Origin of the sequence: Kordia algicida OT-1 (assembly GCF_000154725.1) — a bacterium.
GTDB lineage: Bacteria > Bacteroidota > Bacteroidia > Flavobacteriales > Flavobacteriaceae > Kordia > Kordia algicida.
The window spans coordinates 2,697,586-2,721,941 of sequence record NZ_DS544873.1 but is presented as its reverse complement, the minus strand read 5'-3'; the positions used below and the strand labels follow the sequence as shown (position 1 = coordinate 2,721,941).

Genomic DNA, 24,356 nt, shown 5'->3' with positions numbered 1-24,356 from the left:
GAAGCTATGGGAGTTCGTAAAAGAGAAAGAGCAGAGCAAATCAAAGAGGCTAAGAAAAGCATGGCCTTTGCAAAGTTGAATAACTGCCCTACTTCGCCTAGAAAAATGCGTTTAGTAGCAGATTTAGTAAGAGGTAAGAAAGTAGAAATAGCGCTTCATATATTAAAATTCAGTCAAAAAGAAGCATCACGTCGTTTAGAAAAATTGTTATTGTCTGCAATTGCAAACTGGCAAGCTAAAAACGAAGATGCAAGCGTTGAAGAAGCTGAATTATTTGTAAAAGAGATCCGAGTAGATGGTGGAAGTATGTTAAAAAGACTTCGTCCAGCACCTCAAGGTCGTGCACACAGAATCAGAAAACGTTCCAACCATGTTACATTGGTTTTAGGAGCTAATAATAATACACAAAGTTAAGATAGGAAGTATGGGACAAAAGACAAATCCAATCGGAAATCGCCTTGGTATCATCAGAGGATGGGAATCTAACTGGTACGGAGGTAATGACTATGGAGATAAACTTGCTGAAGACGATAAAATCAGAAAGTATATCCATGCTCGTTTATCTAAAGCTAGTGTTTCTAGAGTAATCATTGAGCGCACACTTAAACTTGTAACCGTTACTATCACTACGGCGCGTCCTGGTATAATTATTGGTAAAGGAGGTCAAGAGGTAGACAAGTTAAAAGAAGAGCTTAAAAAGATTACAGGTAAAGAGGTACAGATCAATATCTTTGAAATTAAGAGACCTGAACTTGATGCAAACTTAGTTGCAGCTAGTATTGCTCGTCAAATCGAAAACAGAATTTCGTATAGAAGAGCTATCAAAATGGCTATTGCTGCTGCAATGCGTATGAATGCAGAAGGTATCAAAGTGCAAATTTCTGGACGTTTAAACGGAGCAGAAATGGCACGATCAGAATCTTATAAAGATGGTCGTATTCCTTTATCAACTTTCAGAGCAGATATCGATTATGCACTACATGAAGCTCACACTACTTACGGTAGATTAGGAGTGAAAGTATGGGTAATGAAAGGTGAGGTTTACGGAAAAAGAGAATTATCTCCATTAGTTGGAATGACTAAAAAACAGTCAGGAAAAGGTGGTAATAATTCAGGAGGAAAAGGAAAATCTCGTCGTAGAAAGTAATTTTTTAAAGTAAAAGAAAAATGTTACAGCCAAAAAGAACAAAATATCGTAAAGTACAGAAAGGGCGTATGAAAGGGAACTCTGGTAGAGGTCACTTGCTTTCTAACGGTATGTTTGGTATCAAATCATTAGATGCAAATTTCTTGACATCTCGTCAAATTGAAGCAGCCCGTGTAGCGGCAACTCGTTTCATGAAAAGAGAAGGTCAATTATGGATCAAGGTTTTTCCAGACAAGCCAATTACAAAAAAGCCACTTGAGGTACGTATGGGTAAAGGTAAAGGTGCTCCAGAATATTGGGCAGCTGTTGTAAAACCTGGAAGAATAATTTTTGAAGTAGGTGGTGTGCCTATGCATGTTGCTAAAGAGGCATTACGTCTTGCTGCTCAAAAATTACCAGTTAAAACTAAGTTTATTGTAGCTCGAGATTTCGAAGCTTAATTTTTAAATAAGTTATGAAACAATCAGAAATTAAAGAATTATCTGTAGCTGAGTTACAAGAAAAACTAAAGGAGTTAAAAAAGAATTACTCAGACTTAAAAGTAGCGCATGCTATCTCTCCTTTAGATAATCCAATTCAGTTGCGTTCGGTAAGAAGAACAGTTGCGAGAGTAGCTACCGAACTAACTAAAAGAGAATTACAATAAATTGAATTCTACTGACAGATGGAAAAAAGAAATTTAAGAAAAGAGAGAATAGGTGTTGTTACTAGCAATAAAATGACGAAATCAATCGTGGTTTCTGAAGTAAAAAGAGTAAAGCACCCTATGTACGGAAAGTTCGTGTTAAAAACAAAGAAATATGTTGCACACGACGAAAAGAACGATTGTAACATTGGTGATACTGTCAAAATAATGGAAACACGTCCATTAAGTAAAACCAAATGTTGGAGATTAGTTGAAATCATTGAAAGAGCTAAATAATTATGGTACAACAAGAATCAAGATTAAAAGTAGCAGATAACACGGGAGCTAAAGAAGTTTTAACGATCCGTGTATTAGGAGGAACGAAAAGACGTTATGCTTCTGTAGGAGATAAAATTGTTGTCACTGTAAAGGATGCAACTCCTAATGGAAGTGTTAAGAAAGGACAAGTTTCTACAGCAGTTGTTGTACGTACTAAGAAAGAAGTAAGAAGGCCAGATGGATCTTATATCAGATTCGACGATAATGCGTGTGTTCTTTTAAACCCAACAGGGGAAATGAGAGGAACTCGTGTATTCGGACCAGTTGCCAGAGAACTTCGTGATAAGCAATTCATGAAAATTGTATCATTAGCACCAGAGGTGCTTTAATACATTGTGTAAGATGACAAAACTAAAGATAAAATCAGGAGATACAGTACGTGTAATTGCCGGAGATCATAAAGGATCTGAAGGTAAAGTACTTACTGTACTTCGTGAAAAGAACAAAGCGATTGTTGAAGGTGTAAATATGGTATCTAAGCATCAAAAGCCTAGTGCTCAAAACCCTCAAGGAGGAATCGTTCAAAAAGAAGCGCCTATCCAAATATCTAACTTATCTTTGTTGACTTCAAAAGGAGAAACAACAAGAGTAGGATATAGAATGGAAGATGGTAAGAAAGTAAGGTTTTCTAAAAAATCTAATGAAGTATTATAGTTATGGCTTATATTCCAAGATTAAAAAAAGAGTACAAGGAGAGAGTTATCCAAGCACTTACAGAAGAATTCAGTTACAATAACGTAATGCAAGTTCCAAAGCTTGAAAAAATAGTTTTAAGTAGAGGAGTTGGTGGTGCAGTAGCTGATAAGAAATTAATTGACCACGCTATTGAGGAGTTTGGTAAAATTACTGGGCAAAAAGCCATTGCTACGATATCTAAAAAGGACGTTGCAACTTTCAAATTACGTAAAGGAATGCCAATTGGTGTAAAAGTTACGTTAAGAGGAGAAAAAATGTACGAGTTCCTTGATAGATTAACGACTTCAGCATTACCACGTGTAAGAGATTTTAATGGAATCAAAGCAAATGGGTTTGATGGAAGAGGTAATTACAACTTAGGTATTACTGAGCAAATTATCTTTCCAGAAATAAATATCGATAAAGTAAACAGAATTGCTGGAATGGATATTACATTTGTAACTTCTGCATCGACAGATAAAGAAGCTAAATCATTATTAACTGAATTAGGTTTACCTTTTAAAAAGAACTAAAGTATGGCTAAAGAATCAATGAAAGCCCGTGAGGTAAAAAGAGCAAAAATGGTTGCTAAATATGCTGAGAAAAGAAAAGCTTTAAAAGAAGCTGGAGATTACGAAGCATTACAAAAGTTGCCAAAAAATGCTTCTCCAGTACGTATGCACAATCGTTGTAAACTTACAGGAAGACCAAAAGGGTATATGCGTCAATTCGGTATTTCTCGTGTAATGTTCAGAGAAATGGCTAACAAAGGATTAATTCCTGGTGTTAAAAAAGCAAGTTGGTAAAATTATAAATTGGTTTCAGGTTCGATAACTATCGAAAACCAAAACCGCAAATTCATAAATATGTATACAGATCCTATAGCGGATTATTTAACTAGAGTTAGAAACGCTAGTAGAGCAGGACACAGAGTTGTTGAAATTCCAGCTTCTAAACTTAAAAAAGAAATTACCAAGATCTTATTCGATCAAGGATATATTTTAAGTTATAAGTTCGAAGATACAACAGTTCAAGGAAGCATCAAAATCGCTTTGAAATACGATAAGATGACAAAAGAGCCTGTAATTAAGAAAATTCAAAGAATCAGTACGCCAGGTTTACGTCAGTATGCTGGAGCTAACGAACTTCCAAGAGTATTAAACGGATTGGGAATTGCAATCGTATCTACTTCTCACGGAGTAATGACAGGAAAGCAAGCTCAACGTGAAAATGTTGGTGGAGAAGTTTTATGTTACGTTTACTAATTAAAAAGACTAACGGAAATGTCAAGAATAGGTAAAAACCCAGTAAGCATCCCAGCGGGAGTTACTGTAGATATAAAAGAAGGTCAAGTAACCGTAAAAGGTAAACTAGGAGAATTGACACAGCAAATTGACGGTATCACTGTTAAAGAAGAAGAAGGTCAATTAGTACTAGAACGTCCATCTGAAAGCAAAGATCATAGAGCAAAACACGGTCTATATAGAGCATTACTTAACAATATGGTTGAAGGTGTCTCTAAAGGGTTTACAAAAGAGTTGGAATTAGTTGGTGTTGGATACAGAGCAAGTAACCAAGGACAAAGACTAGAACTAGCTTTAGGATTTTCTCACAATATTGTAATGGACTTAGCTTCTGAAGTGAAAGTCGAAACAGTATCTGAAAAAGGAAAAAACCCAATTATAAAATTAACTTCACACGATAAGCAATTGGTAGGGCAAGTAGCGGCTAAAATCCGTGCGTTCCGTAAACCAGAACCTTACAAAGGAAAAGGAGTTAAATTCGTTGGAGAAGTATTAAGAAGAAAAGCAGGTAAATCAGCTTAATAATTAATTATGGGATTATCAAAGACTGAAAGAAGACAAAGAATCAAAAACAGAATTAGAAAAATCGTTGGCGGTACAGAAGCTAGACCACGATTAGCTGTTTTTAGAAGTAATAAAGAAATTTATGCTCAAATTATCAATGATGTAGATGGTAAAACATTAGTTGCCGCTTCATCAAGAGATAAAGATATCAAAGCTGAAGGAACAAAATCAGAAGTTGCTACCTTAGTAGGGAAGTCAATCGCTGAAAAAGCTCTTAAAGCAGGAATTGAAACAATTTCATTTGATAGAGGTGGATACTTATACCACGGGAGAGTAAAATCATTAGCAGAAGGTGCTAGAGAAGGAGGACTTAAATTCTAAGAAACTATGTATCAGAAATACAAAAACGCAGAATTAGTAAAGCCAGGTGGACTAGAATTAAAGGATCGTTTGGTAGGAGTACAACGTGTAACGAAAGTAACTAAAGGTGGTAGAGCATTCGGATTCTCAGCTATAGTAGTTGTTGGAGATGAAAATGGTGTTGTAGGACACGGTTTAGGAAAATCTAAAGACGTAGCTACAGCAATTGCAAAAGCAATTGAAGATGCCAAGAAAAACCTAGTTCGTATTCCTTTACAAAACGGTACATTACCACATGAGCAAAAAGGTAAATACGGAGGAGCTAGAGTATACATTCAACCAGCATCTTCGGGTACTGGAGTTATCGCAGGTGGAGCTGTACGTGCAGTATTAGAAGCTGTAGGAGTTCACAATGTATTATCTAAATCTCAAGGATCTTCTAACCCACATAACGTAGTAAAAGCAACTTTTGATGCTTTATTACAATTAAGAGATGCTGGTATGGTTGCAAAACAAAGAGGAATTTCTTTAGAAAAAGTATTTAAAGGATAAATCAAGGATAAAATGGCAAAAATTAAAGTAACACAAGTAAGAAGCAAAATTAGTCGTCCTCAAGATCAAAAGAGAACACTAGAAGCGCTAGGTCTTAAAAAGATCGGTCAGGTTGTAGAACATGATGCTACACCAAACATCCTTGGAATGGTAAATAAAGTTAAACATTTAGTTTCTGTTGAAGAAGCTTAAAAATAACAATTAGTTATGGATTTAAGTAACTTAAAACCAGCTGAAGGTTCAGTTCAAAGTAATAACAAAAGAGTTGGTAGAGGACAAGGTTCTGGAAAAGGTGGTACGGCAACACGTGGTCACAAAGGAGCAAAGTCTCGCTCAGGTTATTCAAAGAAAATTGGATTTGAAGGTGGTCAAATGCCTTTGCAAAGACGTGTTCCTAAGTTTGGTTTCACAAACATTAACCGTAAAGAATATCAAGGCGTAAACCTTGATAGACTTCAGGAATTAGTCGATGAAGGTAAAATCACAGATACTGTTGATTTACAAATATTAGTAGCTAATAGAGTAGCTAGAAAAAATGATTTAGTAAAAATCCTTGGTAGAGGAGAACTAAAATCAAAATTAAAAGTTACAGCGCACAAATTCACAGCTTCAGCTAAAGCAGCTATCGAAGCAGCAGGAGGAGAAGCAGTAACTTTATAATTTCTACATAGAAGCATGAAAAATTTTATAGACACAATAAAAAATATCTGGAACATAGAAGAACTAAAAAATAAAGTTTTAGTGACGCTAGGGCTTCTTTTAGTGTATCGTTTTGGTGCACAAGTGAGTCTTCCAGGTATGGACTATACAAAACTTGGCGCTGAGTTTGCCGGTAATTTTGATAATGGACTTGGTGGTCTTTTAAATATGTTTACTGGAGGAGCTTTCGCTAAGGCTTCTGTATTTGCACTAGGAATTATGCCATATATATCTGCTTCTATTGTAGTTCAGTTGATGGGAATCGCAATTCCTTACCTACAAAAACTTCAAAAAGAAGGAGAAAGTGGTCGTAAAAAAATCACGCAAATCACGCGTTGGTTAACAATCCTTATCTGTTTGGTGCAAGCACCTTTCTATTTATGGGGATTAGGACAACTAGGAGTTCCGCCTGAAGCATTTACAATAGGGAGAGGATTAGACTTTATCATTCCATCTGTTATCATCTTAGTCACAGGAACAATCTTTGCAATGTGGCTTGGAGAAAAAATTACAGACAAAGGTATCGGTAACGGTATATCATTACTAATTATGGTTGGAATTATCGCATACATGCCACAAGCATTTGTGCAAGAATTTGCTGCAAACGCAGGAAAACCAATGTTAATTCTTATCGAAATCGTAATCTGGTTAGCAATCATCCTAGCAAGTGTTATGTTGGTAATGGCAGTTCGCCAAATACCAGTACAATACGCTAGAAGAACTGCTACTGGCGGATATGAAAAAAATCTTTTTGGAGCGAGACAATTTATTCCATTAAAACTAAATGCATCGGGTGTAATGCCAATCATTTTTGCACAAGCATTGATGTTTGTTCCAACAGCTATTGGAGAAGGTTTAGGTACAGAGTCTACAGTAGGACTTTGGATGAAAACAAACTTCTCTAACGTATTTGGATTATGGTATAACGTGCTATTCGCATTGCTAATCATCATATTTACATACTTCTACACAGCCATCACAGTGCCTACTAATAAAATGGCAGATGATCTGAAAAGAAGTGGAGGATTCATCCCGGGAATTCGCCCTGGCGGAGAAACTGGAGAATACTTAGACAAAATAATGTCACAAATTACCTTACCTGGATCAATCTTTTTAGCATTGATCGCAGTATTCCCTGCAATAGTTGGGAATATCTTAGGAATTCAACAAGGTTGGGCATTATTCTTTGGAGGAACATCGTTGCTGATTATGGTAGGAGTTGCCATAGATACCATGCAACAAATAAACTCATACTTGTTGAATAGACATTATGATGGTTTAATGAAAACTGGTAAAAATCGTAAAGTAGTTGCATAATTATGGCTAAACAAGCTGCAATAGAACAAGATGGAACAATCATAGAAGCATTATCAAATGCAATGTTCCGTGTAGAATTAGAAAATGGTCACATCGTAACGGCTCACATTTCTGGAAAAATGCGTATGCATTATATCAAATTATTACCTGGTGATAAGGTGAAACTAGAAATGAGTCCGTATGATTTAACAAAAGCAAGAATTACTTATAGATATTAATCTATTAAATGATTCAAGAATTGAAAGATTCAATAACTCGTAGAGAAAAAATCTTTTAATTTTCAATCATTAAATTAATAAACTCATGAAAGTAAGAGCATCAATAAAAAAGAGAAGTCCCGAGTGCAAAATTGTGCGTCGTAAGGGGAGATTATACGTAATCAATAAAAAGAATCCTAGATTTAAACAAAGACAAGGATAGTTATGGCAAGAATCGCAGGAGTAGACATTCCAAAACACAAAAGAGGTGTTATCGCATTAACATACATCTTTGGAGTAGGTAGAAGCAGAGCTAAAGAAGTATTGGCTACTGCAAAAGTAAGTGAAGACACTAAAGTATCTGATTGGACTGATGACGAAATCGGAAGAATTCGTGAAGCAGTTGGAACTTATACAATTGAAGGTGAATTACGTACTGAAGTTCAATTAAACATCAAACGTTTAATGGATATCGGTTGTTACAGAGGTATTCGTCACAGATCTGGACTTCCATTAAGAGGTCAAAGAACTAAGAACAACTCTAGAACAAGAAAAGGTAGAAGAAAAACTGTTGCTAACAAGAAAAAAGCAACTAAATAAAAAATAGACGTCAGTTAATTAGGAGTTAGATGTTAGCCTAAAGCATCCGTTTTAGAATCACTAACAACTAACAACGAACAACAAAACACTAAAGAAAATATGGCAAAGTCTAGCAAGAGTACAAAAAAACGTAAAGTAATAGTAGAGTCTGTAGGAGAAGCGCACGTAACAGCATCTTTCAACAACATTATTATTTCACTTACAAACAAAAAAGGAGATGTGATTTCTTGGTCATCTGCTGGTAAAATGGGCTTTAGAGGTTCTAAAAAGAATACTCCTTATGCTGCACAAACAGCAGCAGAAGATGCTTCAAGAGTAGCTCATGAAGCAGGTTTGCGTAAAGTAAAAGTTTATGTAAAAGGTCCTGGAAACGGTAGAGAATCTGCTATCAGAACAATCCACAATGCTGGAATTGAAGTAACTGAAATTATCGACGTTACTCCATTACCACACAATGGATGTAGACCTCCAAAAAGAAGAAGAGTATAATAAATTAATTTTCACATTGAGAGACTAACGATTATCGAAGGACAGCCTTAATTCATAATCACTCTCATAACAACTATTAGAAATGGCAAGATATACTGGTCCAAAAACTAAAATTGCTCGTAAATTTGGTGAAGCAATTTTCGGAGACGATAAATCTTTTGAAAAAAGAAATTATCCTCCAGGTCAACATGGAAACAATCGTCGTAGAGGAAAAAAATCTGAATACGCAATCCAGTTGATGGAAAAACAAAAAGCAAAATATACTTACGGTATCCTTGAGCGTCAGTTCAGAAACTTGTTCGACAGAGCAAACAGAAGCAAAGGAATTACTGGTGAAGTATTACTACAATTATGTGAATCTCGTTTAGATAACGTAGTTTTCAGAATGGGAATCTCTCCAACAAGAAGTGGTGCAAGACAATTAGTATCTCACCGTCACATCACAGTAAACGGAGAACAAGTAAACATTCCTTCTTACACACTTAAAGCAGGAGATGTAGTTGGAGTAAGAGAGAAATCTAAATCTCTAGAAGTAATTGAAAGATCTCTAGCAAACGCTAGCCACGTATACGAGTGGATCACATGGAACGGAGAAAAGAAAGAAGGTACATATGTATCTATTCCGGAAAGACTTCAAATTCCTGAAAATATTAAAGAGCAATTAATCGTAGAATTATATTCTAAATAATAATAAATCAGAAAGTATTCTTAATATGGCATTATTAAACTTCCAAAAGCCCGACAAAGTTATCATGATTGACTCATCTGAGTTCGATGGCAAATTTGAATTTCGTCCTTTAGAACCTGGTTATGGGCTAACTATCGGGAACGCATTAAGAAGAGTACTTCTATCATCATTGGAAGGTTTTGCGATTACTTCTGTACGAATAGACAAAGTAGATCACGAATTTTCAACGATTTCTGGTGTTGTAGAAGATGTAACAGAGATTATTTTGAACTTAAAGCAAGTTCGCTTTAAAAGACAAATAGATGATATTGATAACGAATCAGTATCTATTTCTGTTTCAGGTAAAGAACAACTTACTGCTGGTGATTTCCAAAAATTTATCTCTGGTTTCCAAGTGTTAAATCCAGATTTAGTTATCTGTAACATGGATGCTAGTGTGAATATCAACATGGAAATTACTATCGAAAAAGGTAGAGGGTATGTTCCTGCTGAAGAAAATAAAAAATCAAACGCTCCGTTAGGAACAATCTTTACAGATTCTATTTATACACCTGTAAAGAATGTAAAATACAGCATAGAAAACTATCGTGTTGAGCAAAAAACTGACTACGAAAAGTTAGTTTTTGAAATCATTACTGATGGATCTATTCACCCTAAAGAAGCGTTAACAGAAGCTGCAAAAACATTAATTCATCATTTCATGCTATTCTCTGATGAGCGTATCACTTTAGAAGCAGATGAAATTGCACAAACAGAAACGTATGATGAAGAATCATTACACATGCGTCAGCTACTAAAAACAAAATTAGTAGACATGGATCTTTCTGTAAGAGCACTAAACTGTTTAAAAGCTGCAGAAGTAGATACATTAGGAGACTTAGTATCTTACAACAAAAACGACTTAATGAAATTCAGAAACTTCGGTAAAAAATCATTAACAGAACTAGAAGAATTAGTAAATGTTAAAGGGTTAAGTTTCGGAATGGACTTATCAAAATACAAATTAGATAAAGATTAATTCCTTTGTAATTTGCTCCTCAAACGAGTTGTAGCAAGATAAAGGTAAAAAACAAATGTCATGAGACACGGAAAAAAAGTAAACCACTTAGGTAGAAAAACAGCTCATAGAAAAGCAATGTTAGCGAACATGGCTTGTTCTTTAATCGAGCATAAACGTATCAACACAACTGTTGCAAAAGCGAAAGCACTAAAACAATTTGTTGAGCCATTAGTAACTAAGTCAAAAGAAGATACGACTCACAATCGTCGTTTAGTATTTAGTAAGCTTAGAAACAAATATGCTGTAACTGAGTTGTTCAGAGATGTAGCTGTAAAAGTTGCTGACAGACCAGGTGGATACACAAGAATCATTAAGTTAGGAAATCGTTTGGGAGATAATGCGCAAATGGCATTAATCGAATTAGTGGACTACAACGAAACGTACAACACTGAGAAAAAAGCGAAATCAACAAGACGTAGTAGACGTGGAGGAAAAAAATCTTCAACGCCTGCACCAGTTGTTGAAACAAAAGCTTCTAACGAAGAAGAATAATGATATTCAATTCATTACATATAAAAGGATAAACTTTCTTAGTTTATCCTTTTTTTTGTGAAGTTCAGTTTTTAGAAGCTTGAAAGACGAACTAAAAACTGTAAACTGAACTAATTCCCCTGAAAAGGAGAATCTAAATAAAAACGAATTACTAAATCAATGATTCAATTTATAAAATCATTATTTCCCAAAAAGCTAAAGAAGTTTGTAAAGAAAAAAGTACTCAAAAAAGGATACGTTCACAAACCTGTACATATCGCTTCTTTAACTAAAGATGAATTTACATTAAATGCTACAATCGCATATAACAAATATGGCGGATATTGTACACCGTATTCAGCACAAAAAGAATCAGTAGTACAAGAAATCTTAAAAGGAAATGTATACGAACCAGAAACCATTCAATACATTATTGATAACTGTAGCGATGGCGATGTCGTGCAAGCTGGTGCATATTTTGGAGACTTTCTTCCAGGAATTGCCAAACACATTTCTAAAAATGCTCAAGTGTGGACATTTGAACCTAGTAAAGAATACTATCGTTGCGCTCAAATAACAATACTGATAAACGATTTAGCAAACGTAAATCTATTTCAAGTCGGATTAGGCGCCGAAAAATCGCAAGTGCAATTACAAATTGAAACAGAAGATGGAAGACGTTTAGGTGGCGCAAGTAGAATAATTGATTCAAAAAGTGGTAAATTTGTGCCGATCAATATTGAAACACTAGATAGTATGATTCCTGAAAATAGAAATATTTCAATACTTCAACTTGATTTAGAAGGTTTTGAAATTCCAGCACTCAAAGGTGCAATCAATACGATCAAAAGATGCAAACCAATTCTAATACTAGAAATACTATCACACAATGACATTCTATCAAACGATTGGTTCAAACAAAATATTCTCTCTCTTGGTTACGAAATCACGGGAAAAGTACACAACAACACTATAGTAAAAATTCAACACAACAAATAATTACTCAAAAACACAACATAACTAAATTGTACAGCTAGATATGAAATACCAAAATCGACAAAAGGCATTATTACTTCTTGAAGATGGAACAATCTTTTATGGAAAAGCAATCGGACAACCAGGAACAGCTTTCGGAGAAGTATGTTTCAATACAGGAATGACTGGATATCAAGAAATATTCACAGATCCTTCGTATTACGGACAACTGATGGTGACTGCAAATGTACACATTGGAAACTACGGAACAGCAGAAGACGAAATGGAATCTGATAGTGTAAAAATTGCGGGCTTAATCTGTAAAAACTTTAGCTACGAATTCTCTAGAGATGCTGCTAATAGTTCGCTAAAAGACTTCTTAGATAAAAACAATTTATTTGCAATCTCAGACGTAGACACAAGAGCATTGGTAAGTTATATTAGAGACAATGGAGCAATGAATGCCGTGATATCTACCGATGTTGATGACATTGATGGTTTAAAAGCAAAATTAGCAGAAGTGCCTAGTATGGCAGGACTAGAATTGGCTTCAAAAGTATCTACCAAAGAACCATATATCTACGGAGATGAAAACGCAACACACAAAATTGCAGCTTTAGATATTGGATGTAAAAAGAATATCTTGCGAAACCTTGCAAAGCGTGACGCTTGCATCAAAGTATTTCCATACAACACAACTTTTGAAGAAATGAACGCATGGAATCCTGATGGTTTCTTCCTTTCTAACGGACCTGGAGATCCAGAACCATTAGCAGACGCAATCAAAGTTGCGCAAGAAGTAATTTCGCGCGACTTACCATTATTCGGAATCTGCTTAGGACACCAAGTAATTGCTCTAGCAAATGGAATCTCTACCTACAAAATGCACAACGGACATCGCGGAATCAATCATCCTGTAAAAAACTTACTCACAGGAAAAGGTGAGATCACTTCTCAAAATCACGGTTTTGCGATCAACAGAGAAGAAACAGAAGCGAATGAAAATGTAGAAATCACACACGTACATTTAAATGACAATACGGTTGCAGGAATTCGTATCAAAGACAAAAACTGTTTTTCGGTACAATACCATCCAGAAGCAAGTCCAGGACCACACGATGGAGAATACTTATTCGATCAATTCATAGAAAATATTCAAAAAGTAAAAACGGTCTAAGTATCGAATCAAAACAAAAAAGAATGAGAAGAATTAGTATGCTAATTGCAGCATTCGTATTGATAGTTTCTTGCGAAGAAGAAGCAAAATCAACTAAAAATGCTACAAAAAAGGTCAAAGAAACAGCAACCACTAAAGTAGAGCCAACAAATCTTTCTAAAGATAAAGAACAAATGTTAGCTACTACGATTGCATATTTCAAAAACTGCAAAGCAAATGCAGAAACTAGAAACGACTGTAGAAACAGCATTACCAAAATGATCTCTGAATTCTATACAATCGATGATTTTAAAAACGAAAATAACGAATATGTAATCTACGATAGCATTCAGCCTATCATCAAAAAATCTGATACTTGGGTACAACTTGGAAACGCCAACGATCAAGAAGCACTCAACAAAGCACAACAAGCTGCCAATGATGGAAAAGCTACCCTAGCAATTGATGTGTCAGAATCATACGGACAAGTCGCAATGATAATTCCAGGGAAACTGACCAACTCAGGTTCATGGAAACTCAAAGTTCCCAATGCAGCCGCTTTAGTAAATTATAGTGCCGACAAGTCTTTTATGGACAAATCGCTATCGTACGCATTCAAATCCACTGAAAATATAGTGCTATTCAGTAAAAATTAGTTGCATTATTTCACAGGGAAAACGTTTTCGCATTTTAGAAAAATAGCCAAAAAAGGCACATCGCTAACATATCCATAAAACCAACGGCAAAGCTTATAAAACTTGACAGAGTTTTGTAAATTAGCCTAGAAGAATAAAAGAAAAAAGACAAAAAAATGAGCAGAATTATTAACATTCACGCAAGGCAAATATTAGACTCAAGAGGAAATCCTACTGTTGAAGTAGATGTAGTCACTGAAAATGGAGTATTAGGACGAGCTGCCGTACCATCTGGCGCATCTACCGGAGAACACGAAGCAGTAGAATTAAGAGATGGTGGAGATGCTTACATGGGAAAAGGAGTTAGTAAAGCTGTTGAAAATGTAAATACAACCATTGCAGAAGAACTCTTGGGGATTTCTGTATTTGAGCAAAATCATATTGACAAAGCGATGATTGATTTGGATGGAACACCAAACAAAGGAAATCTCGGGGCAAACGCCATCTTAGGTGTTTCACTTGCTGCAGCAAAAGCCGCAGCAAACGAATTGGGAATGCCTTTATACAGATACATCGGAGGCGTTTCTGCAAACACACTTCCTGTACCAATGATGAACATCATCAACGGAGGTTCACATTCAGATGCACCAATCGCATTTCAAGAATTTATGGTCATGCCGGTAAAAGCTAAAAACTTTACACATGCCATGCAAATTGGAACTGAAATCTTTCACAATCTTAAAAAAGTATTACACGACAGAGGTTTAAGTACGGCTGTTGGTGATGAAGGTGGTTTTGCACCAACTTTAGACGGAACGGAAGATGCTTTAGACACCATTTCAAAAGCTGTTGCCAATGCAGGATACAAACTAGGCGATGAAGTAATGATTGCTTTAGATTGCGCTGCGGCGGAATTTTATGTAGATGGCGCTTATGACTATTCAAAATTTGAAGGATCAACAGGAAAAGTAAGAACGTCTCAAGAGCAAGCAGATTATTTAGCAGAACTAGCAGCAAACTACCCAATCATATCTATTGAAGATGGAATGGACGAAAACGACTGGGAAGGTTGGAAATACCTCACGGAAAAAATTGGAGACAAAGTACAATTAGTCGGAGACGATTTATTTGTAACCAATGTAGAACGTTTGTCAAGAGGAATTGAAAGCAATACGGCTAACTCAATTCTTATCAAAGTAAACCAAATTGGTACACTAACAGAAACTATTGCTGCAGTAAACATGGCGCACAATGCTGGATACACTTCGGTAATGTCACATAGATCTGGAGAAACAGAAGACAACACTATTGCAGATTTGGCCGTAGCATTAAACACAGGACAAATAAAAACGGGTTCAGCTTCACGTTCAGACAGAATGGCAAAATACAACCAACTATTACGTATCGAAGAAGAATTGGGAGCTGTGGCATACTATCCACAAGACAAAGCTTTCAAAATAAAATAATGCTTAAAAGCACAGAAATAAAAAACGGGTTCTTTTTTAGAACTCGTTTTTTTTGATTATTTTTAAATGAACTCGTTTTGACCGTTTTTTAGGAAACAGAAAAAGTCAAGATGAGTTCAATACTAAAAACCTATAAATATGAAGAATAAAATAATACTAACTTTTATACTAAGTCTCTTTTACTGTATTACATATGCGCAAAATACAGATGCTAAAACCAACATTGGTGATACATTTATCATAAGCGAAGTTCAAAACAATAACTACGAACACATTCACTTTCCCAAAGAAAACTTTATCAGAAAAAAAGGTGGATTGCCTAACTACGAAAATATCGTTGGTCAAAAAGTAGAAATAACTTCTATCAAAAAGAAAGATGACGGAAGTGTTATTGCTACGGTAAAACTAACCTCTGGAAAATCATTCTTCAACAGTCACAAATACATTACTGTAGACTTAAAAGAAGCAATTGATAATGGAGAATTAACGGAGGAATAAGGTCAGATATCAGATCTTGAGTCTTTGGTGTTGAGAAATTTCAAGTGTTAGCGTGAGTTTCCGTATACATGTTGGTAAACAAGCTAATCAGGTATTGGATTTTGGAAATTAGGTATTAGGAAGTTTCTAAGTGTATTTGAAGTTTCAAAAAACAAAAAAATACTATCTTTATCGAATGTCAGAACACAAAAAACCACATGGTTGTATAGTTGCTTTTCAACGATTCCTTTCGGGATCTTTGGCACTATTAGCAACAGGTTTTTTAATTCTTATCCTGATCTTTCTAGGAATAGAGGTTCAAATAGAAGGCATGTCCTTATTAGTATTGGCAATAAGTGGCTTCTTTGTTTTGCGATACCTTTGGAAAAAAGTGAAACGAAAACCAAGTTCCAATACAGCAGCTTTCAAACACCTCTTTTTTGATTTCTTACGTACGGCAGCAGTTATCATTCTATTCTCCGTAATTATGTCAATCTTAGCACACAACGCAGGATACACAGGAGAAACCATCATCACAGAAGAAGAAACCTCAAAAACAGAAGTAGTAGAAACTACCGAGGGTGACAAAACCATTCGATACATTATCAACAAACTACGATGGAAAGATTTTGATGGCGATTGGTATCGGATGAATTTCAAAATTGCAGAAAACGGTGTGCAAGCTTCCAAACAAAACCGTGAAAAATATCGCTACACACGACAATTTACTTGGGGAAATTTCTACAAAAACATGGCAGATCACGATCGTCCGCTACTAGAACATTTGTACACTTCGTTCAGTAAAATACAGAAAGAAAAAAAGATGAACCGTAGGAAATTTGCCGAATTCATCATTACAAGTATTCAAAACATACAATACAACTATATCAAATCGACTCCATGTGATGGTACGGAAGACTATCCATGTGTGGGAAATGTACGTTTGGGAATCTTTGCTCCGGCAGAATTCAGCGCAAACCTTACAGGAGATTGCGATTCGCGCACAGTATTGCTATTTGTCATCTTGGCGAAATTCAACTACGATGTCGCAATTCTAAATAGTAATGAATATAGGCATTCTGTATTAGGAATCAATTTGCCAGCAAGAGGAAAAAGTAAAACATACAACAGAAAAAAATATTATTTCGTAGAAACTACTGCAAAAGGATGTACCATTGGGTATTTACCTAGCAATGTATCCAATATTAATTTTTGGGATTTTGTATTAGTCAACTAAAAAAAGAAACCAATGAACACAGATTTATTCTATCTAGCCTTAAGCCAAATGGTACTTTCCATCGTATTGGCAATTATCATTTTCTTCATTTCGTATAAAGTACTCATCAGAATCTTCCAACTAAAAGAAGAAAACCTAAATGACTCTAACTTGGCATTAAGTATTTTCTTTTCAGGAATCATCTTTAGTACAGGATATTTACTAAGCGGAATCATTCCGTCAATCATTGGCGCAATAGAAATGTTGAAAATTCATGCGAAAGAAAATCTATTTGTAGAAATCTTAAAATATTCTTCACTATCACTATTTATCGGATTCTTATTAGCCGGACTCATTCATTTCAGTTCATTTATGTTGGCAAAAGCACTCACAAAACATGTAGATGAAGTAGGCGAATTAAAAAAGAACAATTTAGCGGTCGCAATTTTACTTACCACAATTATCATATCAATTACCATCATTTCGAGAGACAGTCTCGTATTTTTGATCGAACTCTTTTTACCACAACCAACAGTAATAGAATACACGGCTTAAAATGATGTCATGGTTTCATTCTTTCATTAGTAGAAGCTATATAAAAGAGATAGATAGCCTAACTTTTGGACGTTACACGAGCGATAGTTATGGAGAAGAAACATATGCTATCTATAACCTTAGCAAGGATCAGCTATTTATTGACAAAAGAGAAATATGGGGAGAACAAAATACATTCAATAAAACATATACATTCAGAGGTCAATTAGCATCCAATGAAAAATTTGAAATAGCAAAAAAACTACTTCATAAAGTTCCTAAAGAAATATATAATGAAAAGTGGAAATGTCTACAAAAGAATTTTGGTCACTATCAAGACATTCTTATCGTAGAAATATCAAAAGGAACAGAGAAAACTACGGTGCTTATCGATGATTACATTATAGATAGATTGAAATTACCCAACTCACTTCTCACATTCAGAAAACTAGTTGAAGCTACTCTTAAAAAACTAAAAGAATAAGAAACCAATACAAAACAATGCTTAGTATAAATCCGTAAGTTCATTTATGGGTCTCTACATTCTAAAGATAAATTTCAACGACACAGTCATTAAAAAAACAAATATTTCTTAAAAAGAGCTTGGGGAAATGTGGAGAAATTTGAAGTAAAGCAATTATAAAATTCATAAAAAACACTTCAGTACAATTATAAATATTAATGATATCTTAATTGTTAAATCCTTTGTAAAGTATTTTCATAAATCGCGACATATTTCGTATTTTAGCAATCCAGATAAAAAATAAAAATTCTTATAGAAAATATGTCAGATAATATAGCTACGTTAGAAATTAATGGTGAAAAACATGAGTTCCCAATTATTGAAGGAACAGAAAATGAAATCGCTATTGATATCAAAAAATTAAGAGGCTCCACAGGTGGAGTTATCACAATTGATCCAGGATACAAAAACACAGGTTCTTGCCAAAGTGGAATCACATTTTTAGATGGAGAAAAAGGTGTGCTTCGCTACAGAGGTTACGCTATCGAAGACTTAGCTGAAAAGGCAGACTTTCTTGAAGTCGCTTACTTATTAATCTTTGGAGAATTGCCAACCAAAGAGCAATTAGAAAAATTTCATAAAGACATCAAAAAAGAATCTGTCGTAGATGATGATGTAAAGAAAATACTAGATGCATTTCCAAAAAGCGCACATCCTATGGGCGTTTTAGCATCACTTACCAACGCATTAACAGCGTTCAATCCGTCTTCTGTAAATGTTGATTCAGAAGAAGACATGTACAAAGCCATTGTAAAAATACTTGGAAAATTCCCTGTATTAGTTGCCTGGACGATGCGTAAAAAACAAGGGTTACCATTAGATTACGGCGATTCATCATTAGGTTACGTAGAAAACGTACTAAAAATGATGTTCAAACAACCAAATGAAGCGTATACTCTAAATCCTATTGTTGTAAATGCGTTAGACAAATTACTTATTTTACACGCAGATCATGAGCAAAACTGTTCTACATCTACAGTACGTATCGTAGGTTCGTCACACGCAGGATTATTTGCTTCGCTTGCCGCAGGAATCTCGGCACTTTGGGGACCATTACACGGTGGAGCTAACCAAGCAGTACTAGAAATGTTAGAAGGAATTCGTCAAGATGGTGGAGACACTAAAAAATACATGGCGAAAGCAAAAGATAAAAGTGATCCTTTCCGTTTAATGGGATTCGGACACAGAGTTTACAAAAATTTCGATCCGAGAGCAACAATTATCAAAAAAGCTGCAGATGAGGTATTGGGTGACTTAGGAGTGGAAGATCCAATCTTAGACATCGCAAAAGGATTAGAAAGTGAAGCGCTAGAAGACAAATACTTCGTAGACAGAAAACTATATCCAAACGTAGATTTCTACTCAGGAATCATCTACAGAGCTATGGGAATTCCAACAGAAATGTTTACAGTTATGTTTGCACTAGGACGTTTGCCAGGATGGATTGCACAATGGAGAGAAATGCGCTTACGTAAAGAACCAATCGGTCGTCCACGTCAAGTATACATTGGTGAAAATCATAGAGAATTTAAAAATATCTCTAACAGATAAATCATAAAATAACATCAAAAAGCTTCATAGATTTCGTATCTGTGAAGCTTTTTTACTATATATCCCAAACTACATGTTAGAACTTTACGTAAATGATGAAACTGCTCAGTTAAAAGCTGTCGTTCTTGGAACTGCAGAAAGCTGCGGACCTACTCCAAAAGCTGAAGATTGTTACGATCCAAAATCAAAACAACACGTATTGGCAGGAACCTATCCGCTAGAAAAAGATATGGTGCCAGAAATGGAAGCCGTAGCTGCTGTATTTGAAAAATATGATGTGCAAGTATTTCGTCCAAAAATCATTCAAGATTACAATCAAATATTTGCAAGAGACATCGCTTTTGTCATTGAAGACAAGTTTATCAAATCAAATATCTTACCCGATCGCGATCGTGAAATAGAAGCAATTCAACATGTAATAGACCAAATCAATCCAGAAAATGTTATCACACTTCCAGAAGAAGTACACGTAGAAGGTGGCGATGTGATGCCTTGGGGCGATTATATTTTTGTCGGAACCTATTCAGGAGAAGACTATCCAGAGTACATCACCGCACGTACAAATGTAGATGCTGTCATTGCATTACAGGAATTATTCCCAAACAAAACTGTAAAATCATTCGAGTTACGCAAGTCCAATACAGAACCAAAAGACAACGCATTGCATTTAGATTGCTGTTTTCAACCTATCGGAACAGACAAAGCAATTCTACACAAAAACGGTTTCTTGGTAGAAGATGAATACGAATGGTTGGTAAATTTCTTTGGGAAAGAAAATATCTTCGAAATCACAAAGGACGAAATGTATAACATGAACAGTAATATATTTTCCATTTCACCAGAAGTTATCATTTCCGAACAAAACTTTACACGCTTAAACACGTGGCTTGAAGAAAAAGGGTTTACAGTAGAAAAAGTACCGTATGCCGAAATTGCAAAGCAAGAAGGTTTATTGCGATGTAGTACAATGCCATTGCGTAGAGCATAAATAGCGGGAGTTTAATACCATTAAAAGTTATTTTAAATACTTTTTCAAATCAAATCAAACTTTAAATTTTACTTGAAACATCACTAAAAAAGTAAGGTTTGCACAATTTTAGAGACTAAAAAATAAAAATTCAGTCTATGTGGAAACATTTCTTAAAGCTAAGTTGTTGTATCATCATTTTTAGTAATTCGTATCAAACAAGCGCGCAAGGTGCTATTAGCGGGTTCTACAACCAAAAAGGAAAAACGACCTTAGTACTTGGCGCAGGATTTGAAGATTCCAAAAACTACTTCATCGGCAGAGAAAAAAGTGATTTAAGTAGAAACTTACACAGTGTTTCTTTATTTGGAATTTACGGAATTAATGATCGGTTCAACGTACAAGCTTCCTTACCATACTTATCAAGTGGTGAACAAAATGGACTGCAAGATGCGCAAATCTATCTCAAATACAAAGCTCTAGAAAGCACTGTAAAAACTGATAAACTAGAACTTTCTTTCGCTACAGGTTTCTCGTTCAATGTAAGCGATTACCGAATTGGCGGATTGAACGATTTAGGACAACAAGCAAAAATACTAGAAACTCGTGCATTACTCCACTATCAAAAACAATCAGGTTGGTTTGCCAACTTACAAAGCGGTTTTTCATTCAAATTTGAAGAAGTTCCAAACAGTTTTCCAATAGGTTTCAAATTTGGAAAAGCAAGTGCCAAAGGATATTTTGATTTCTGGTACGACTTTCAATATTCTTTCGGCGGAATTGACTATCGCGGAACGCCAAGACCTCAAAACTTTCGTGAAATTGGTGTCAATTACCATAAAGTTGGCGGAACTTATCACTATCCATTCTCTCAAAAATCAGGAATATACATTGCGCCATCTTACACAATCACTGGAAGAAATGTGTTTCAAGGATTCGCATATCATGTAGGGTTTACCTATCAATTATAAAAAGAATACAACCAAAAATTGAAAAAATAAAAGGACAAATTAGCATTAAAATTGAAAGGTTATTATTTCTAAGATCATTCTATTGAAAAAAGTGAAATTAAATTAGCATTTTTTTAGTTTTTCCGTAGCTTTACGACATTAAAAAGTAACTTAAAAAAAGCTTAGGTAGCATGCGACAAATTACCAACACGATCCTGATGGTGCGCCCGATAGCGTTTCGTATGAACGAACAAACGGCGGTAAATAATTATTACCAACAAGAACTAGATGATGTAAAACCAAAAACTGTCCAATCGAAAGCGCAACAAGAATTTGATGCGTACGTAGAAAAACTACGCGGAATTGGTGTCAATGTTGTGGTCATTCAAGATACAGACGAACCAGATACACCAGATTCCATCTTTCCAAACAACTGGATTTCTTTTCACCAAAGTGGAAATGTCGGAGTCTATCCGATGTTTGCTGAAAATCGTCGTTTAGAACGTAGGGAAGATGTATTTGAAGTCTTGGAAGCACAAGGTTTTCATATAGAAAATGTGATCGATTATACGTCTGCGGAAGAAGAAGATGTATTTTTAGAAGGAACAGGAAGTATGGCGCTCGACAGAATTCACAGAAAAGCCTATTGTGCGCTGTCGCCAAGAGCAGACGAAGCATTATTTATAGAATTCTGCGAAGATTTTGAATATACTCCAGTAGTATTTACCGCAAACCAAACGGTAGAAGGTAAGCGAAAAGCCATTTATCATACAAATGTAATGATGTGTTTGGCGGAAACATTTGCGGTGATTTGTTTGGAATGTATTGATGACAAAAAAGAACGTGAAAACGTTAAAAAACATCTCAAAGACGATGGAAAAGAACTCATTATCATCACAGAAAAGCAAGTAGAAAACTTTGCTGGAAACATGCTGCAAGTATTAGGTACGAATGACGAACCGTATCTCGTGATGAGTCAATCTGCATACAAAACACTCACGTCAACTCAAATACAAACAATAGAGAAACACTGTAAAATTTTATACAGCGATATTGAAACCATTGAAACTTGTGGTGGTGGAAGTGCGCGTTGTATGATGGCTGAGGTTTTCTTGCCTAAAAAATAATATTTCAACTTCGCTCAATAAACCGTTCAATTAAAGTTCATGGAGCTAAGTTGAATAGGTATAAACAAAAAAACGCCTGAGAAAAGCACTTCTCAGGCGTTTTTTAAATCATTCAATTTTTGAATCATTCAATTCCAAAATTAAATTAATTACAATCATTATACTCTTGAATGATTTGTTTTAAATTTTCTTCATTCTTTACATCAAATTCGCCCGCTTTTAAGTCGTTCGCAACTTGCTTACATTTCTTCAAATATTTTGCCAATGCTTTGGAAATTTTCTCGTTTTTACGATCGTCAATCATAAAGCCTACTTTCTCGTTTTTCACTTTAATTACGTATGTTCCTTCTTCGCCAGGTTTTACCAACAGCATATTTCCATTTTCCTCATAAATCTTTTCGTAAAAATATGAATTGTTGAATCCGAAGTTTGCAGCATTTGATAATTTCTTCATAGCATTTCCTTTCGTTTTCATTCCGAAAAACTCTTTCTCAACACCTTCATCAGTAGCAGTAAATGAAATTCCATCTTTAGCAGAAAACTTTTTAATACGCGTTCTTCCTTTTTCATTTTTATAACGAATGCTAATCGATTTCCCGTAATTGTCAATAGAATTCATATCGTGTAAACCTGAAACTTGTTGTCCAGGTTCAATCTGTAATTTCTCAAAAATAACATATACAGTTCCAGTGTATTTCTTTCCTTTCTTATCGGTAATACTTCCAGGAACACCATATAAATTCACACTATTTTCTTTGGCAATTTTAATCTTTTCTTTGCGTAAATCGCTCATATATTTCTTAGCTTGTCGTCCAAAAACATATCCACGACCTACCATTTCTTCCACGAAAATTTGTCCGGTAGTTCTTGAAAAACGATTCGTAAACATAGTTTTAGAACCATGGTCGAACTCAAAAGTTTCGTCCGTATACGTTTTTGCAACGGCAGCTGTAGAACCGGTTTTACGTGATTCTGTAGCAGAAGCGACACGAATTCCATCCAAATCAGTAATCACATACGCATTCTCAGAAGCGGAATAATATACCTTTCCAACAATCTTTGTTCCTTGCGATCCGCCAAAAGTAATTGTTCCGTTTGGCTTTACATAAGGTTTGTATCGACCTACAGTTTGCGCACGTTTATCGGCTTCTAGTTTTGCTTCAGCCGCCGCTTTCATATACTTTTCACTAATAGATTCACGTTCTTCTGCAAAAAATGCCGCAACCGCTTCTTTATTAATTCCGTCAGCATCAATCAAACCATACTTTTCACTCAACAAGCGAATGATGATTTTTTTAGAATTAAACGAAGTTTGTAATATTTCATACGGAATCTCTGTTTTTTGTCCATCAGCCGAAGTCATTTCTAAATACTGATGATCTTGAATAGAAGAAATAGAAATGGCCTTGTAATGTGCATCAAACGCTTTCTCGCCAGACAAATATTTAAAAGTATGTTTATTTCGTTCGTCTCCTTTTTCTAAAATGGCTACTTCTTTCTTATCAAAAAGTATCTTATTCTTCTTAATCTTAATTTTTTGACTCATTGCTAATACAGGTAGTAAAAGCAATACAAATATGATTTTTTTCATGTGAATGTTTAATTATTTCTAATAATTGCTGGCTAAAGTACTAAAATAAACGGATACAGTAGGTTATCATTCAATCGTAAATTTTCACTAAGAAAAAAATGTCCTATTTTGGTAATTGAGTCAACCAAAAATTGAAATGCAATAATTATCCTTTCATGGTA

36 protein-coding genes are annotated in these 24,356 nt (G+C 35.1%); 35 read left to right on the top strand and 1 reads right to left on the bottom strand.

The window, feature by feature from the left end:
* The first annotated feature begins 6 nt into the window (after positions 1–6).
* The 35 genes from rplV (at position 7) to ctlX (ending at position 22,604) form a co-directional block, all read left to right on the top strand.
* Entirely contained in the window at positions 7–414 is a 408-nt protein-coding gene (rplV, locus tag KAOT1_RS11490; protein ID WP_007094983.1) for a 50S ribosomal protein L22, read from the top strand.
* Positions 415–424: 10 nt separating this feature from the next.
* Positions 425–1,147 carry a 30S ribosomal protein S3 gene (gene rpsC, locus KAOT1_RS11485; protein ID WP_007094982.1) on the top strand — a complete coding sequence of 241 codons (723 nt, stop codon included), beginning with the start codon at positions 425–427 and terminating at the stop codon, positions 1,145–1,147.
* 20 nt (positions 1,148–1,167) lie between these two features.
* Positions 1,168–1,587, top strand: a complete 420-nt coding sequence (gene rplP, locus KAOT1_RS11480) for a 50S ribosomal protein L16 (protein WP_007094981.1) — start codon at positions 1,168–1,170, stop codon at positions 1,585–1,587.
* A 14-nt stretch (positions 1,588–1,601) separates the two neighbouring features.
* Complete coding sequence (gene rpmC, locus KAOT1_RS11475) at positions 1,602–1,793, top strand: 50S ribosomal protein L29 (protein ID WP_007094980.1); 192 nt, start codon at positions 1,602–1,604, stop codon at positions 1,791–1,793.
* Between the two features lie 18 nt (positions 1,794–1,811).
* Positions 1,812–2,069, top strand: a complete 258-nt coding sequence (rpsQ, locus tag KAOT1_RS11470; RefSeq protein WP_007094979.1) for a 30S ribosomal protein S17 — start codon at positions 1,812–1,814, stop codon at positions 2,067–2,069.
* A 2-nt stretch (positions 2,070–2,071) separates the two neighbouring features.
* Complete coding sequence (gene rplN / locus KAOT1_RS11465; protein WP_007094978.1) at positions 2,072–2,440, top strand: 50S ribosomal protein L14; 369 nt, start codon at positions 2,072–2,074, stop codon at positions 2,438–2,440.
* A gap of 13 nt (positions 2,441–2,453) precedes the next feature.
* On the top strand, positions 2,454–2,765 hold the full coding sequence (gene rplX, locus KAOT1_RS11460) for a 50S ribosomal protein L24 (protein ID WP_007094977.1): 312 nt from the start codon (positions 2,454–2,456) through the stop codon (positions 2,763–2,765).
* Positions 2,766–2,767: 2 nt separating this feature from the next.
* Positions 2,768–3,319 (top strand): 50S ribosomal protein L5, encoded by a 552-nt coding sequence (gene rplE, locus KAOT1_RS11455; protein ID WP_007094976.1) that lies wholly within the window; start codon positions 2,768–2,770, stop codon positions 3,317–3,319.
* 3 nt (positions 3,320–3,322) lie between these two features.
* Complete coding sequence (gene rpsN, locus KAOT1_RS11450; protein WP_007094975.1) at positions 3,323–3,592, top strand: 30S ribosomal protein S14; 270 nt, start codon at positions 3,323–3,325, stop codon at positions 3,590–3,592.
* A gap of 60 nt (positions 3,593–3,652) precedes the next feature.
* On the top strand, positions 3,653–4,051 hold the full coding sequence (gene rpsH / locus KAOT1_RS11445; RefSeq protein ID WP_007094974.1) for a 30S ribosomal protein S8: 399 nt from the start codon (positions 3,653–3,655) through the stop codon (positions 4,049–4,051).
* 18 nt (positions 4,052–4,069) lie between these two features.
* A complete protein-coding gene (rplF, locus tag KAOT1_RS11440; RefSeq protein ID WP_007094973.1) occupies positions 4,070–4,612 on the top strand; it encodes a 50S ribosomal protein L6 in 543 nt (180 codons plus the stop codon).
* A 9-nt stretch (positions 4,613–4,621) separates the two neighbouring features.
* The gene (rplR, locus tag KAOT1_RS11435) at positions 4,622–4,975 is read left to right on the top strand and encodes a 50S ribosomal protein L18 (protein WP_007094972.1); all 354 of its coding nucleotides are present in this window, start codon (positions 4,622–4,624) and stop codon (positions 4,973–4,975) included.
* Between the two features lie 6 nt (positions 4,976–4,981).
* On the top strand, positions 4,982–5,506 hold the full coding sequence (gene rpsE / locus KAOT1_RS11430) for a 30S ribosomal protein S5 (protein ID WP_007094971.1): 525 nt from the start codon (positions 4,982–4,984) through the stop codon (positions 5,504–5,506).
* A gap of 12 nt (positions 5,507–5,518) precedes the next feature.
* Positions 5,519–5,698: a 50S ribosomal protein L30 gene (gene rpmD / locus KAOT1_RS11425; RefSeq protein WP_007094970.1), complete on the top strand. Its 180-nt coding sequence runs from the start codon at positions 5,519–5,521 to the stop codon at positions 5,696–5,698.
* Between the two features lie 15 nt (positions 5,699–5,713).
* Positions 5,714–6,166, top strand: a complete 453-nt coding sequence (rplO, locus tag KAOT1_RS11420) for a 50S ribosomal protein L15 (protein WP_007094969.1) — start codon at positions 5,714–5,716, stop codon at positions 6,164–6,166.
* 15 nt (positions 6,167–6,181) lie between these two features.
* A complete protein-coding gene (gene secY / locus KAOT1_RS11415) occupies positions 6,182–7,522 on the top strand; it encodes a preprotein translocase subunit SecY (RefSeq protein WP_007094968.1) in 1,341 nt (446 codons plus the stop codon).
* A gap of 2 nt (positions 7,523–7,524) precedes the next feature.
* A complete protein-coding gene (infA, locus tag KAOT1_RS11410; RefSeq protein ID WP_007094967.1) occupies positions 7,525–7,740 on the top strand; it encodes a translation initiation factor IF-1 in 216 nt (71 codons plus the stop codon).
* Positions 7,741–7,825: 85 nt separating this feature from the next.
* Positions 7,826–7,942, top strand: a complete 117-nt coding sequence (gene ykgO, locus KAOT1_RS22365; protein WP_007094966.1) for a type B 50S ribosomal protein L36 — start codon at positions 7,826–7,828, stop codon at positions 7,940–7,942.
* A gap of 2 nt (positions 7,943–7,944) precedes the next feature.
* On the top strand, positions 7,945–8,319 hold the full coding sequence (gene rpsM / locus KAOT1_RS11405) for a 30S ribosomal protein S13 (RefSeq protein WP_007094965.1): 375 nt from the start codon (positions 7,945–7,947) through the stop codon (positions 8,317–8,319).
* 99 nt (positions 8,320–8,418) lie between these two features.
* A complete protein-coding gene (gene rpsK, locus KAOT1_RS11400; protein ID WP_007094964.1) occupies positions 8,419–8,808 on the top strand; it encodes a 30S ribosomal protein S11 in 390 nt (129 codons plus the stop codon).
* Positions 8,809–8,890: 82 nt separating this feature from the next.
* A complete protein-coding gene (rpsD, locus tag KAOT1_RS11395; protein WP_007094963.1) occupies positions 8,891–9,496 on the top strand; it encodes a 30S ribosomal protein S4 in 606 nt (201 codons plus the stop codon).
* A gap of 25 nt (positions 9,497–9,521) precedes the next feature.
* Positions 9,522–10,514 carry a DNA-directed RNA polymerase subunit alpha gene (locus KAOT1_RS11390; protein ID WP_007094962.1) on the top strand — a complete coding sequence of 331 codons (993 nt, stop codon included), beginning with the start codon at positions 9,522–9,524 and terminating at the stop codon, positions 10,512–10,514.
* Positions 10,515–10,574: 60 nt separating this feature from the next.
* The gene (rplQ, locus tag KAOT1_RS11385) at positions 10,575–11,048 is read left to right on the top strand and encodes a 50S ribosomal protein L17 (protein WP_007094961.1); all 474 of its coding nucleotides are present in this window, start codon (positions 10,575–10,577) and stop codon (positions 11,046–11,048) included.
* Between the two features lie 159 nt (positions 11,049–11,207).
* Complete coding sequence (locus tag KAOT1_RS11380; RefSeq protein ID WP_007094960.1) at positions 11,208–12,026, top strand: FkbM family methyltransferase; 819 nt, start codon at positions 11,208–11,210, stop codon at positions 12,024–12,026.
* Positions 12,027–12,066: 40 nt separating this feature from the next.
* A complete protein-coding gene (gene carA, locus KAOT1_RS11375) occupies positions 12,067–13,179 on the top strand; it encodes a glutamine-hydrolyzing carbamoyl-phosphate synthase small subunit (RefSeq protein ID WP_007094959.1) in 1,113 nt (370 codons plus the stop codon).
* A 23-nt stretch (positions 13,180–13,202) separates the two neighbouring features.
* Complete coding sequence (locus KAOT1_RS22005) at positions 13,203–13,814, top strand: hypothetical protein (protein WP_157560114.1); 612 nt, start codon at positions 13,203–13,205, stop codon at positions 13,812–13,814.
* Positions 13,815–13,969: 155 nt separating this feature from the next.
* Entirely contained in the window at positions 13,970–15,259 is a 1,290-nt protein-coding gene (eno, locus tag KAOT1_RS11365) for a phosphopyruvate hydratase (protein ID WP_007094957.1), read from the top strand.
* Positions 15,260–15,397: 138 nt separating this feature from the next.
* Positions 15,398–15,757: a hypothetical protein gene (locus tag KAOT1_RS11360; RefSeq protein ID WP_007094956.1), complete on the top strand. Its 360-nt coding sequence runs from the start codon at positions 15,398–15,400 to the stop codon at positions 15,755–15,757.
* 175 nt (positions 15,758–15,932) lie between these two features.
* Positions 15,933–16,973 carry a hypothetical protein gene (locus KAOT1_RS11355; RefSeq protein ID WP_007094955.1) on the top strand — a complete coding sequence of 347 codons (1,041 nt, stop codon included), beginning with the start codon at positions 15,933–15,935 and terminating at the stop codon, positions 16,971–16,973.
* Between the two features lie 12 nt (positions 16,974–16,985).
* On the top strand, positions 16,986–17,507 hold the full coding sequence (locus KAOT1_RS11350; protein WP_007094954.1) for a DUF350 domain-containing protein: 522 nt from the start codon (positions 16,986–16,988) through the stop codon (positions 17,505–17,507).
* A 1-nt stretch (position 17,508) separates the two neighbouring features.
* Positions 17,509–17,970 carry a hypothetical protein gene (locus KAOT1_RS11345; protein WP_007094953.1) on the top strand — a complete coding sequence of 154 codons (462 nt, stop codon included), beginning with the start codon at positions 17,509–17,511 and terminating at the stop codon, positions 17,968–17,970.
* A gap of 300 nt (positions 17,971–18,270) precedes the next feature.
* Entirely contained in the window at positions 18,271–19,560 is a 1,290-nt protein-coding gene (locus tag KAOT1_RS11340; RefSeq protein WP_007094952.1) for a citrate synthase, read from the top strand.
* A 73-nt stretch (positions 19,561–19,633) separates the two neighbouring features.
* A complete protein-coding gene (locus tag KAOT1_RS11335) occupies positions 19,634–20,548 on the top strand; it encodes a dimethylarginine dimethylaminohydrolase family protein (protein WP_007094951.1) in 915 nt (304 codons plus the stop codon).
* A 137-nt stretch (positions 20,549–20,685) separates the two neighbouring features.
* Positions 20,686–21,498 (top strand): hypothetical protein, encoded by an 813-nt coding sequence (locus tag KAOT1_RS11330; protein WP_007094950.1) that lies wholly within the window; start codon positions 20,686–20,688, stop codon positions 21,496–21,498.
* A gap of 170 nt (positions 21,499–21,668) precedes the next feature.
* Positions 21,669–22,604: a citrulline utilization hydrolase CtlX gene (gene ctlX / locus KAOT1_RS11325; RefSeq protein WP_007094949.1), complete on the top strand. Its 936-nt coding sequence runs from the start codon at positions 21,669–21,671 to the stop codon at positions 22,602–22,604.
* A gap of 145 nt (positions 22,605–22,749) precedes the next feature.
* Here the strand turns inward: ctlX and KAOT1_RS11320 are convergent, their stop codons facing one another.
* A complete protein-coding gene (locus tag KAOT1_RS11320; RefSeq protein ID WP_007094948.1) occupies positions 22,750–24,195 on the bottom strand; it encodes a hypothetical protein in 1,446 nt (481 codons plus the stop codon).
* Positions 24,196–24,356 lie beyond the last annotated feature (161 nt).

Bases quoted from the DNA above. Each gene is read 5' to 3' on its own strand.
- rplE (WP_007094976.1), top strand. From the start codon at position 2,768: ATGGCTTATATTCCAAGATTAAAAAAAGAGTACAAGGAGAGAGTTATC.
- eno (WP_007094957.1), top strand. From the start codon at position 13,970: ATGAGCAGAATTATTAACATTCACGCAAGGCAAATATTAGACTCAAGA.
- secY (WP_007094968.1), top strand. From the start codon at position 6,182: ATGAAAAATTTTATAGACACAATAAAAAATATCTGGAACATAGAAGAA.
- rplN (WP_007094978.1), top strand. From the start codon at position 2,072: ATGGTACAACAAGAATCAAGATTAAAAGTAGCAGATAACACGGGAGCT.
- KAOT1_RS11355 (WP_007094955.1), top strand. From the start codon at position 15,933: ATGTCAGAACACAAAAAACCACATGGTTGTATAGTTGCTTTTCAACGA.
- rpsN (WP_007094975.1), top strand. From the start codon at position 3,323: ATGGCTAAAGAATCAATGAAAGCCCGTGAGGTAAAAAGAGCAAAAATG.
- rplX (WP_007094977.1), top strand. From the start codon at position 2,454: ATGACAAAACTAAAGATAAAATCAGGAGATACAGTACGTGTAATTGCC.
- infA (WP_007094967.1), top strand. From the start codon at position 7,525: ATGGCTAAACAAGCTGCAATAGAACAAGATGGAACAATCATAGAAGCA.
- KAOT1_RS11330 (WP_007094950.1), top strand. From the start codon at position 20,686: ATGTGGAAACATTTCTTAAAGCTAAGTTGTTGTATCATCATTTTTAGT.
- rpsK (WP_007094964.1), top strand. From the start codon at position 8,419: ATGGCAAAGTCTAGCAAGAGTACAAAAAAACGTAAAGTAATAGTAGAG.
- rpsQ (WP_007094979.1), top strand. From the start codon at position 1,812: ATGGAAAAAAGAAATTTAAGAAAAGAGAGAATAGGTGTTGTTACTAGC.
- KAOT1_RS11335 (WP_007094951.1), top strand. From the start codon at position 19,634: ATGTTAGAACTTTACGTAAATGATGAAACTGCTCAGTTAAAAGCTGTC.
- KAOT1_RS11360 (WP_007094956.1), top strand. From the start codon at position 15,398: ATGAAGAATAAAATAATACTAACTTTTATACTAAGTCTCTTTTACTGT.
- rplP (WP_007094981.1), top strand. From the start codon at position 1,168: ATGTTACAGCCAAAAAGAACAAAATATCGTAAAGTACAGAAAGGGCGT.
- KAOT1_RS22005 (WP_157560114.1), top strand. From the start codon at position 13,203: ATGAGAAGAATTAGTATGCTAATTGCAGCATTCGTATTGATAGTTTCT.
- rpsH (WP_007094974.1), top strand. From the start codon at position 3,653: ATGTATACAGATCCTATAGCGGATTATTTAACTAGAGTTAGAAACGCT.
- rpsC (WP_007094982.1), top strand. From the start codon at position 425: ATGGGACAAAAGACAAATCCAATCGGAAATCGCCTTGGTATCATCAGA.
- ctlX (WP_007094949.1), top strand. From the start codon at position 21,669: ATGCGACAAATTACCAACACGATCCTGATGGTGCGCCCGATAGCGTTT.
- KAOT1_RS11390 (WP_007094962.1), top strand. From the start codon at position 9,522: ATGGCATTATTAAACTTCCAAAAGCCCGACAAAGTTATCATGATTGAC.
- KAOT1_RS11345 (WP_007094953.1), top strand. From the start codon at position 17,509: ATGATGTCATGGTTTCATTCTTTCATTAGTAGAAGCTATATAAAAGAG.
- rplR (WP_007094972.1), top strand. From the start codon at position 4,622: ATGGGATTATCAAAGACTGAAAGAAGACAAAGAATCAAAAACAGAATT.
- carA (WP_007094959.1), top strand. From the start codon at position 12,067: ATGAAATACCAAAATCGACAAAAGGCATTATTACTTCTTGAAGATGGA.
- rpsE (WP_007094971.1), top strand. From the start codon at position 4,982: ATGTATCAGAAATACAAAAACGCAGAATTAGTAAAGCCAGGTGGACTA.
- rpsM (WP_007094965.1), top strand. From the start codon at position 7,945: ATGGCAAGAATCGCAGGAGTAGACATTCCAAAACACAAAAGAGGTGTT.
- rplF (WP_007094973.1), top strand. From the start codon at position 4,070: ATGTCAAGAATAGGTAAAAACCCAGTAAGCATCCCAGCGGGAGTTACT.
- rpmC (WP_007094980.1), top strand. From the start codon at position 1,602: ATGAAACAATCAGAAATTAAAGAATTATCTGTAGCTGAGTTACAAGAA.
- rplV (WP_007094983.1), top strand. From the start codon at position 7: ATGGGAGTTCGTAAAAGAGAAAGAGCAGAGCAAATCAAAGAGGCTAAG.
- rplO (WP_007094969.1), top strand. From the start codon at position 5,714: ATGGATTTAAGTAACTTAAAACCAGCTGAAGGTTCAGTTCAAAGTAAT.
- rpmD (WP_007094970.1), top strand. From the start codon at position 5,519: ATGGCAAAAATTAAAGTAACACAAGTAAGAAGCAAAATTAGTCGTCCT.
- KAOT1_RS11380 (WP_007094960.1), top strand. From the start codon at position 11,208: ATGATTCAATTTATAAAATCATTATTTCCCAAAAAGCTAAAGAAGTTT.
- KAOT1_RS11350 (WP_007094954.1), top strand. From the start codon at position 16,986: ATGAACACAGATTTATTCTATCTAGCCTTAAGCCAAATGGTACTTTCC.
- ykgO (WP_007094966.1), top strand. From the start codon at position 7,826: ATGAAAGTAAGAGCATCAATAAAAAAGAGAAGTCCCGAGTGCAAAATT.
- rpsD (WP_007094963.1), top strand. From the start codon at position 8,891: ATGGCAAGATATACTGGTCCAAAAACTAAAATTGCTCGTAAATTTGGT.
- KAOT1_RS11340 (WP_007094952.1), top strand. From the start codon at position 18,271: ATGTCAGATAATATAGCTACGTTAGAAATTAATGGTGAAAAACATGAG.
- KAOT1_RS11320 (WP_007094948.1), bottom strand. From the start codon at position 24,195: ATGAAAAAAATCATATTTGTATTGCTTTTACTACCTGTATTAGCAATG.
- rplQ (WP_007094961.1), top strand. From the start codon at position 10,575: ATGAGACACGGAAAAAAAGTAAACCACTTAGGTAGAAAAACAGCTCAT.